Annotated in this window: 11 protein-coding genes and 1 pseudogene; 1 reads left to right on the forward strand and 11 read right to left on the reverse strand. The window is 29.9% G+C overall.

Going from position 1 to position 9,540, the window contains the following annotated elements:
• Positions 1-166 precede the first annotated feature (166 nt).
• On the forward strand, positions 167-826 hold the full coding sequence (locus ACQCX0_RS03250) for an outer membrane protein (RefSeq protein WP_465029874.1): 660 nt from the start codon (positions 167-169) through the stop codon (positions 824-826).
• 46 nt (positions 827-872) lie between these two features.
• Here ACQCX0_RS03250 and phoU read toward each other — a convergent pair whose 3' ends face one another.
• The 11 genes and pseudogenes from phoU to ACQCX0_RS03305 all read right to left on the reverse strand — a co-directional run bounded on the left by phoU (position 873) and on the right by ACQCX0_RS03305 (position 9,457).
• A complete protein-coding gene (phoU, locus tag ACQCX0_RS03255) occupies positions 873-1,529 on the reverse strand; it encodes a phosphate signaling complex protein PhoU (RefSeq protein ID WP_462562737.1) in 657 nt (218 codons plus the stop codon).
• 19 nt (positions 1,530-1,548) lie between these two features.
• Positions 1,549-2,313, reverse strand: a complete 765-nt coding sequence (gene pstB, locus ACQCX0_RS03260; RefSeq protein WP_462562738.1) for a phosphate ABC transporter ATP-binding protein PstB — start codon at positions 2,311-2,313, stop codon at positions 1,549-1,551.
• A gap of 14 nt (positions 2,314-2,327) precedes the next feature.
• Entirely contained in the window at positions 2,328-3,539 is a 1,212-nt protein-coding gene (gene pstA, locus ACQCX0_RS03265; protein ID WP_462562739.1) for a phosphate ABC transporter permease PstA, read from the reverse strand.
• A gap of 4 nt (positions 3,540-3,543) precedes the next feature.
• Positions 3,544-4,923, reverse strand: coding sequence for a phosphate ABC transporter permease subunit PstC (gene pstC, locus ACQCX0_RS03270; RefSeq protein WP_462562740.1), 1,380 nt, complete (start codon positions 4,921-4,923; stop codon positions 3,544-3,546).
• Entirely contained in the window at positions 4,924-5,937 is a 1,014-nt protein-coding gene (locus tag ACQCX0_RS03275; protein ID WP_462562741.1) for a substrate-binding domain-containing protein, read from the reverse strand. It lies immediately after the preceding gene.
• Positions 5,938-6,034: 97 nt separating this feature from the next.
• Positions 6,035-6,466: pseudogene (locus tag ACQCX0_RS03280) on the reverse strand (methyltransferase domain-containing protein); the annotation flags it as partial.
• Between the two features lie 133 nt (positions 6,467-6,599).
• Positions 6,600-6,971 carry a hypothetical protein gene (locus ACQCX0_RS03285; RefSeq protein ID WP_462562742.1) on the reverse strand — a complete coding sequence of 124 codons (372 nt, stop codon included), beginning with the start codon at positions 6,969-6,971 and terminating at the stop codon, positions 6,600-6,602.
• A 25-nt stretch (positions 6,972-6,996) separates the two neighbouring features.
• Complete coding sequence (gene fmt, locus ACQCX0_RS03290) at positions 6,997-7,923, reverse strand: methionyl-tRNA formyltransferase (RefSeq protein WP_462562743.1); 927 nt, start codon at positions 7,921-7,923, stop codon at positions 6,997-6,999.
• Positions 7,920-8,477, reverse strand: a complete 558-nt coding sequence (gene def, locus ACQCX0_RS03295) for a peptide deformylase (RefSeq protein WP_462562744.1) — start codon at positions 8,475-8,477, stop codon at positions 7,920-7,922. Before def ends, fmt begins: the two co-directional genes overlap by 4 nt.
• Before the next feature lie 41 nt (positions 8,478-8,518).
• Positions 8,519-9,115: a recombination mediator RecR gene (gene recR, locus ACQCX0_RS03300; RefSeq protein WP_462562745.1), complete on the reverse strand. Its 597-nt coding sequence runs from the start codon at positions 9,113-9,115 to the stop codon at positions 8,519-8,521.
• 9 nt (positions 9,116-9,124) lie between these two features.
• Complete coding sequence (locus ACQCX0_RS03305; protein WP_462562746.1) at positions 9,125-9,457, reverse strand: YbaB/EbfC family nucleoid-associated protein; 333 nt, start codon at positions 9,455-9,457, stop codon at positions 9,125-9,127.
• Positions 9,458-9,540: the final 83 nt, after the last annotated feature.

Raw genomic sequence — 9,540 nt, forward strand, 5'->3', positions numbered from 1 at the left:
TTCCTGCTGAACCGCTCTTCCGATCTTTTCAGATATACAATATGAAAATAGAGTTGGATTACAGCTATCTTTTTTAGATTATAATAGCTATACTTTTAAACCCATAGAGACCTCTGTTAATAGTAATTATATTTTTACCGATTCTAAAGTTTCAAAGGATCTTATCTTGGGTAAATATTATCCGATACTCCCTAATATATATTCTGAAAGTAAAATTTATTTAACTAAAAATAAAAAATACTGGATCTCACCTACTTTTGGGCTTTCACCTTTACAAATGCGTTTTGACGTTTATACTAACTCATCAACAAGCAGTGCTAGAGCTAAAGCAAATGCTGTAGATATTGATGAGGGAACTTCTAAAAACCTCAAATTCGGAGCAGATTTATTTAATAATTTTCAACCATATGTTTTTGTAGGAATTCTAAGAGTTTATTATTTTTATGAGGAAGATACGTCAATGCTTCCCAGAGATGTTATAAATTACGGAGCAGGTTTGTACTATAAAATTAGTACTTATTTTAATTTTAATATAGAATATCAACGGTATAACACCTCTATTAACGGTATTAGTGCTTATAATCAAGATTTTGATTTTACAGCAAATATCTTTAAAATAGGTTTCTCTTACAATTTATTTTCTCCTAAATCTATAGATTCTATTAAGAAAAATGATACTTATCTTGAATTACTTGAAGAAATGAATGAGACTCCGATGAGTGAGGGTAAAGTGCTTGATGTTAATAAAGAGAAGATAAAACCAACTTCTAATGCAATAACACAACAAGTAGCACCTACTCCAACTGCTAAGAGGCGTAGTCGATAGAAAGTTTGGTATTTTTCTTAATTATTAGGGTATTATCGTTAGAAAATTAAAATCTTCCCTGAGATATATATCTAATATATTTATTAATACTCACAATATGATCACCTATACGTTCTAAATAGCGTGCCATAAGTAAATAGTTATAATAAGAATTAATATTATCAGGAGATTTTTGAATTTTTACTAAAGATAATCTCCCAATATCATGATATAAGGTGTCTATAGTATTATCCATTAAAATAATGTTATTAGCTAACTTAATATCTAAGGTTTTAAAACAAGTTTTAAGTTGGGTGAGCATATCCAGTAAAAGATTCATCATTTCAGAAAATTTAATTTCAATACTATTACTGTGGAAAGCCAAAAATAGCTGATGTTTAGCGACGTTTTTAATATTATCACCGATTCTCTCTAAATTTATAGAAATATGACTTGAAGAAAAAACTAATCTTAAATCATAAGCTACAGGATTCCTTAAGCTAAAAATATTAATACATAAAGCATTAATACTATAATTTAACTGGTTTATCTCTGCATCTGCTTCTATAATGAATTCGGAGGTTTCTTTAGAGTTTTCTTGAATTGAACCAATTAATAAATTCATATGTTTAATAACTAATTCTAACATTAGGTTTAGATTTTTATTTAAAAGATTTAACTCATTATCATAAGACTTTACAATATGTTTTCGGTATAATATCATTTTAATTGCCTTCTCTTTCTTAACCAATTCTACCACTAATATAATCTTCAGTGCGTTTTTCTTTTGGGTTACTAAAGATGTCTTGGGTTTTTCCAAATTCTATCAATTTACCCAAATGAAAGAAGGCAGTATTTTTTGAGATTCTTGCTGCCTGTTGCATAGAATGGGTAACTATAATTATTGTATAATTTTCTGATAATTCTTCAATTAAACTCTCAATCTTAGCTGTAGCAATAGGATCTAATGCAGAACAAGGCTCATCCATTAAGATAACTTCAGGATTAATAGCTAGGGTTCTGGCTATGCACAGGCGTTGTTGTTGTCCGCCGGAGAGTTTCATAGCAGATTCGTATAATCTATCTTTTACCTCTTCTAATAACCCTACTCTGTCTAAAGTTAATTCTACTTTTTCTACCAAATCTTGTTTAGAGGAAAAGAGTCTGTGAATTTTTAACCCATAGGCTACATTTTCAAAAATAGTTTTAGGAAAAGGGTTAGGTTTTTGAAAAACCATACCTATTCTAGTTCGAATATCTACGGGATCTATTTTTGAAGAATTTATTTCTAAATCATCTATTTTAATAGAGCCGATAATTGAGCAATATTCTATTAAATCATTCATACGGTTAATACACCTTAAAAAAGTTGATTTTCCACAACCTGAGGGACCTATAAGAGAAGTAACCTGCTTCTCTAAAATATGAAGATTTATATCAAATAATGCTTGTTTCTTTCCATAAAACACATTGACGTTAGTAACATTAATTTTTTGTTTTCCTAACAAAATTAAACCCCTTATTAAAATTTAGTTTCAAACTTATTACGTAAATAAATTGAGACAGCGTTTACCGAAAGTAAAAATACTAATAAGATCATAATCACCGCGGATGTTTTTTCTAAAAATCCTGTATCAGGGATAGAGTACCATAACAATATTTGTACAGGCAATACAACAGCAGCAGATAAAATTCCGGTAGGAACCGATTCGTTAAAAGCAACCATACCTATTAATAGTAGTGGAGCAGTCTCACCAATAGCACGGGACATACTAATTACTAAACCTGTTAAAATTCCAGGCATTGCAACCGGTAAAAGATGATGAAATACTACCTGATGTTTTGAAGCTCCAACTCCGTAGGCTGCTTCTTCAAGAGTTTTAGGTGTTGCTCTAATAGCAATTCTACTAGAAATAATAATAGTAGGTAGAGACATTAAAGTTAGTATTACCCCTGCTAATAAGGGAGTTGATCTGGGAATTAATCCTAATTTCTCTGTAATCACCAACCCTAAAAGACCAAATACAATAGAAGGAACGGCGGCTAGATTATTGATATTTAATTCAATAAATGAGGTAATTTTATTCTGGGAAGCAAACTTTTCAAGATAAATTGAAGCTCCAACACCGATACAGAAAGAGCATACAATAGTTATTAATATAGTATATAAAGAGCCAATAACTGCAGCTTTAATTCCTGCTAATTCAGGACTGCTAGAATCACTATTCGTAAAGAAAAACTTATTGAATGAGCTTTTGAGATTATGATTTTCTTTAAGAATTTTCAAAAAATCTATGATCATAGAGTCAGAGAGTTCTTCAGCAGATATATGCTTTTTTAAATACATATCAACCTCAGAACTTACCAAAAAATCTAATGTTTCAGTAGTTCCAAGAAGATTCTTATTTGTTAGTAAACGATTTTTTAATTGAAAAAAGGCATGATTACTGACAATATAATCTGTATCATAAAAAGTATCCTGAAGGGGTTTAATTTTTTGTAGAGCATTATCAATTAGTGCATCATAATTGGCATAGTGTAGGTCAGAATTATCTTTTGTGATCAGTAATTCTTCAGACCAAGATATTTCCAGAGTAACATAGTGAGTATAAAATGAAGTATAGCCGTTCATTACTATAGAAGATAATAAATATAATAAGACCATAAATAACAAGGAAATTGCAGAGATACCTGAGAAACGTAAAAGTTTTTCATAAAAATAACGGGATCGCATTTTATTATTTCTTTTTATATTTGTTAATAATTAGCATAGCAATAATATTTAAAATTAAAGTAATAATAAATAAAACTGCTCCTAAAGCAAAGGCAGATAGTGTCTTAGGATTATTAAATTCTTGATCTCCTTGTAACATAACTACTATTTGAGTTGTGATAGTAGTAACTGAATTTAAAGGATTAAGCGTTAAATTTGCAGCAAGTCCTGAAGCCATTACTACAATCATAGTTTCTCCGATTGCTCTAGAAATTGCTAAAAGGATACCACCCATAATGCCTGGCATGGCATAGGGTAATAAAATTTTACAAATCATTTCATATTTCATAGAACCTACGCCTAAAGCTCCTTCCCTAATGTTATCAGGGATTGCACATAATACATCATCACTAATAGAGGAAATTAAAGGAGTAATCATAATACCCATAATAATACCAGCAACCAAAGCTCCTTCTGAAGAGAATTCAATATTAAAATAATCAAAGAAATTTACTAAAGCAGGACCCACAGTAATGGCTGCAAAGAAGCCGTAAATAATTGTAGGGATTCCTGCTAAAATTTCAAGGGATGGCTTGATGATTCTTCTAAATCTGATACTTAAATATTCAGACATATAAATTGCTGAAGTAACTCCAATAACAACTGCTATAAAGGTTGCTATAAAAGTAATTAATACAGTACCGTTTAATAAAGGAATAAGCCCGAAACTATGGATAATATCAGATTCGTTTTCCGGTGCCCACCTTAATCCGAATAAAAAGTTAAGAATTGGTACTGCTTTAAAGAAATGAATGGTCTCAATTAATAAAGATAAAATTATCCCTAGAGTTGTTAATATTGCAATACAGGCTAATAATAATAAACCGGACTCAACAATACGTTCAATATTTTTTTGGAAGTTGCTCTTAGAATTTAAGCGTTTATAAATAAAATAAAATATGATTAAAGTAGCTATAGAATATACTATGTAAGCTGCAGTGAGTAAATTATGCTTTAAGTAAAGATATTGTCTGGATAATGCTAATAATAAATCATAGTTATCTGCATCTAATAAAGCACACTGCTCTATTTTGTGCTGATTAATAAAAAAGATACAATTTTTAATATTAATAAATAAATCTTTAAGGTCAGTTTTATCTATAAGATTTGGAGATAATCCAGCGATTAAGAGATGCTTAATGATAAAGTCGGCAGATAAATTAAAAATAAAAGTAATAAAGAGAGCAGGTATTATTAGCCATAATAACAAATAATACCTATAGTAGTTAATTTGTGAACTTTTATACGTAGAGCTATTACTAAAAACGTTGGTAGCTTTTTTAATTAATAACTTATAGACTATAATAAATATTATAGCAAGTAGTATAAAAATAATAAAATTCATTTACTTTGTTTTTAAAGCTGCTTTAACTTGAATGCTTACCTGATTATATTCTTTTTTATCTAAAGTTAATAATCCTTTTTTTATTAAATAGCTATTAGTACCCATAACCTTACTACTAACAATATAATTTATGTAATCCGGTAAGTTTTTTACTAATTTAAGATGCTCTTTTTTTACATACATAAAAAGCGGTCTAAATAGCGGGTAGGTTTTATTTTTTAAAGTAGCAGTGTTTGGTTCAACCCCATTAATAGTTACAGCATTTACTTTATTTTTATTTTGTTCAAAAAAACTATACCCTAAAATACCAAAAGTATCTTTAGAGTCTTGTACCTTTTTTAAGACCAAAATATAGTTATCTCCTAAGGTCATCCAAGCATTATCTGTTCTAATATTGTTACATATTCTCTTTTTTTGTTTCTTATTACTAAGATTCTTGATTTCTGGAATAAGAGAACATCCAGCATCCATTACTAATTCTAAAAAAGTATCTCTAGTACCGGAGCCCGCCATAGGGCCTATTACTTTAATTGGTGTGTTAGGTAATGTAGGGTTAATATCTGCCCAAGTTTTATAGAAATTTGGAACTATTTTCCCTTCTTTATTAGGAACTTCCTGAGCTAAAGCTAAGAAAAGCTCTTTAGTAGATAATTGTACTTTTCCTAAAGATTTAGGGTAAACCACACTAATAGCATCGTAACCAAAATTGATTTCTATAGGATTTTTTATCCCATTAGAACTACAAAGTACTAATTCAGCAGGGGTTATTTTACGTGAAGCATTAGCTATATCAGGATGTTTAAAGCCAACCCCGCCACAAAACATTTTAAGTCCTGCTCCGCTCCCAATGGCTTCTACAGTCGGAGTTTTAAGATTATTAAGTTTTGCAAAGGTTTCTGCAATTACAATTGCAAAAGGATATACTGTACCCGATCCAGCAATTTTAATTTGTTCTCTTACCGTTGCATAAGCAAAAGAGGTTAATGCACATAACGCAATTATTATATATTTCATGATAAAAACTCCAAAAAGAATCATTAAGAATACTATATAAATAGTATATATAAAAGTTACCGGAAAATTAAGTAAAAATTTATACTTTTATGATTTATTATTTTTTATATGCATAAACGGTTAACATATCAAAAAAATCAAAAAAATTTACTGGCAGGATTAATTTTCCTACAGTGTTATCTATAAATTTCTCAAGAAAAGTTAATTTATTATTACAATAAATACGGTTGATTTTCCAAAAGAGATATCCTAAAGAATAAGGAGCATTTTCATCAACTATTTTATGTACTTTAAATCCCTGTTTTTCTAAAAGATAAGTAATAGATTTTTTACTATAATAAATAATATGTTCCGGTAATAAATAGTAATGCCAATACTTACCTAAGATTTTACTTAATTGAGATAATATATCACCGGTGCATAAAACTAATAATCCATCTTTTTTCAGGACATTATATATATTACTAATAAAGTTGTTAGGGTTAGGAATATGCTCAATTAGTTGAAAGCCTGTAACTAAATTAAAGGAGTTATTAGGGTAACTCCCTACTCAAAGAAGCCGTTGGTAATTTCTTTACCCAATAATTCATGGGCTTTTTTACAAGCAAAAGAGTTACTTTCACTACCTTCTACATTGTAATAATTATTATCTTGAAGAACCTTTAAAAAATAACCGTAGCACAACCAATATCTAACACACTGGTATACTCAGGGGAAGTTAATAAGTTTTTTCTAATTTGTTTTTCTTTATATAAAAAATTACTAGTTGCTTCATAGGATTTATGATTGGTTGATAAAGCATTATTATTTGAGGGTGTCTCAAAGTAATGCTCATCAAGATAAAAATCTTGAATTTTAAGAGCATGATAATCGTAAAATACTAAGGAGCAATTATTACACTGTAGAAGTTTATAGATTGTAGAAATTCTTTTGAGGCTGTAGAGAAATTTATTATTATTATTTTCACAAACTGGGCAGAGGATCCTCCCCATCTTACCCTTGTGTTGGTATGAATTATTAGAGTTAGATTGCATTGATAGTTTTCATAGTTAGTTAAATTTATTGTAAGATAGTTCCCTTTTTAATAATAAAACCCTTGAGAAATTCTTGAAATAACAAAGGATTTTTACCTGGTCTTTGTAATTTGTTAAGTTTAAGAGCATTTTGTTTAGTAGCTATTACTATATTCTCTGCATCTATTACTTCTCCGTATTGATAATTCTTAGTATCCATAATTACTATCTCTGCAGAAATTACTTTAATTAATTCATTATTATATAAGAAAAAGGAAGTTGGAAAAAGATTAAAAGCTCTAATTTTTCTCTCTATTGTTAAAGCTGTTTCTGAAAAATTAATTTTACCCTCGTCCTTTGAGAGTATTTGAGCGTAGGTAGCTAAAGAGTTATCTTGCTTGATAGGAGTTAGTTTCTGTTGTTCTATTAGGGGAAGGACCTTTAATAATAATTCTGTGCTAACAATAGGTAATTGTTGAAATAAATCTGTTGCTGTAGTGGTGGTGGTAATAGGAAGTTCTTTTGTTAGTAAAATATCGCCTGTATCTAAACCGCTATCCATTTGCATAATAGTGATACCGGTTATTTTCTCTCCGAATTCTATAGCACGTTGAATAGGTGCTGCACCTCTAAATTTAGGCAAAAGAGATGCATGTACGTTAATACAACCGTACTTAGGTGTTGCAAGAATTTTTGGCGGAAGAATTAAGCCGTAAGCTACTACAATAACTAAATCAAAAGCGATTGCTTGAAATTCTTGAATAAACTCATCTGTTTTTAAAGATTTAGGAGTTTTGAGGGAAATATTATGCTTTAGAGCTATTTTTGCAACCGGACTTGGGGTAATTTTATGTCCTCTGCCTGATGGTTTTGCTTTTTTAGTATACACGCTATAAATCTTAATATCGTGCTTTAATAAATTTTCTAGAATCATAGCCGCAACAAGAGGGCTTCCCATAAAACCTATTTTCATTCGGAATGTTCTGCTGTAGGAGTTTTAAGTTCAATGCCTTTATTTTTATTAGCTTTACGTTCCTTATTATATGTTTTTAATAGTAAATCTTTTTTGAGTTTAGATAAATGTTTAAAAAATAAAATACCATTTAGGTGATCTACTTCATGTTGTATGCAAGTTGCTAATAACCCCTCGACTTGAAGAGTATGCTCATTATTTTCTAAATCTAAATAAAAAATTTCAATGATAGCAGGTCTTTGGATTTCTGCTTTAACAAAAGGTAGTGATAAACATCCTTCTTCATAACTTGATAATTCTTGAGATTTATTAAGTATTTTGGGATTAATTAGAATTAAAGGTTGCCGAAATTCGTCTTTTTGTAAATCTATTACAATCAGTTGCTTTAGCACTCCAACCTGATTTGCTGCTAAACCAATACCCTTATTCTCATACATAGTCAAGAGCATATCTTTTGCTAATTCTCTAATACTATCATCTATAACTTCTATAAAATTGGCTTTGGTAGTTAAAAGTTTATTAGGATAAAATGATATTGCTAGTAATTTAGGCATGATAATTTCCTACTTTCTATGGTTATATAAAATACAATGATTTAAAGATTTTTTCTTAAATTTATAGCAGTATTTAAGGTGATATCATCAAGATAATCAATTTCTCCTCCGATAGGAATGCCCTGAGCTAACATAGTAGTTTTAATCTGGTTATTGTTTAAACAGTCATGAATGTAATGAGCAGTAGTTTGTCCCTCTACTGTGGGGGAGGTTGCCAGAATGAGCTCGCCAATTTGCTCAGTATTAATACGCTCTAAGAGCACAGGAATATTAAGGGTAGTAGGGTTTTGTCCGTGTAATGCCGATAAAGTACCACCTAATACAAAATATAAACCGTTATATGCCTTACTTCTCTCAATTGCCCAAAGAGCAGAAATATCTTCAACAGCACATACAATACTCTTATTGCGATTTTCTGAAGTACAAATAGAGCAGGGATTAGTAACATCTATATTAAAACAGCTTGAACATACTAAGGCCTTACTATACAAACCATTTAAATGTTCAATTAAAGGGAACAACACTTGCTCTTTGCGTTTAATTAAATCAATTAGGATTCTTCTGGCACTTCTAGGTCCTATACTGGGAAGTCTACCTAGTAAAGCCAGCATATCATTAAAAAGTTGGTTGTTATGCATAATAAAAAACTAAAATAACCCGGGAATTTTTATGCCTCCTGGTAGGGAAAGCCCACCGGTTAGCTCTTTCATTTTTTCTTTATGTTCTAAAGTAGCTTTTTTCTTGGCATCGTTATAGGCTGCGGCAATTAAATCTGTCATCATATCTTTATCTTCTACTTTAATTAAGCTGTCATCAACTTCTATTTTAGCAATTTCATCACCGTTGCCTTTAATAGTTACCTTAACTAAATCTCCGCCTGAGGAACCTATAAATTGAGAAGCTTCAAAAGTTTTTTGGAAAGTCTCCATGGAAGTTTGAAACTCTTGGGCCTTTTGCATCATTTGCATAATATTTTTCATAATTTCTCCTAGTGCTACACTAATAAAATATACTTTTTATTCTTTGCTAATGCATATTATAATATAAATTGAGGCTCTATGGA

It is taken from the genome of Candidatus Hepatincolaceae symbiont of Strigamia maritima (assembly GCF_055505085.1).

Excerpts from the sequence above, each read along its gene's own strand:
- phoU (WP_462562737.1), bottom strand. The coding sequence starts at position 1,529 with ATGATATTATACCGAAAACATATTGTAAAGTCTTATGATAATGAGTTA.
- pstA (WP_462562739.1), bottom strand. The coding sequence starts at position 3,539 with ATGCGATCCCGTTATTTTTATGAAAAACTTTTACGTTTCTCAGGTATC.
- pstC (WP_462562740.1), bottom strand. The coding sequence starts at position 4,923 with ATGAATTTTATTATTTTTATACTACTTGCTATAATATTTATTATAGTC.
- ACQCX0_RS03275 (WP_462562741.1), bottom strand. The coding sequence starts at position 5,937 with ATGAAATATATAATAATTGCGTTATGTGCATTAACCTCTTTTGCTTAT.
- ACQCX0_RS03285 (WP_462562742.1), bottom strand. The coding sequence starts at position 6,971 with ATGCAATCTAACTCTAATAATTCATACCAACACAAGGGTAAGATGGGG.
- fmt (WP_462562743.1), bottom strand. The coding sequence starts at position 7,923 with ATGAAAATAGGTTTTATGGGAAGCCCTCTTGTTGCGGCTATGATTCTA.
- def (WP_462562744.1), bottom strand. The coding sequence starts at position 8,477 with ATGCCTAAATTACTAGCAATATCATTTTATCCTAATAAACTTTTAACT.
- recR (WP_462562745.1), bottom strand. The coding sequence starts at position 9,115 with ATGCATAACAACCAACTTTTTAATGATATGCTGGCTTTACTAGGTAGA.
- ACQCX0_RS03305 (WP_462562746.1), bottom strand. The coding sequence starts at position 9,457 with ATGAAAAATATTATGCAAATGATGCAAAAGGCCCAAGAGTTTCAAACT.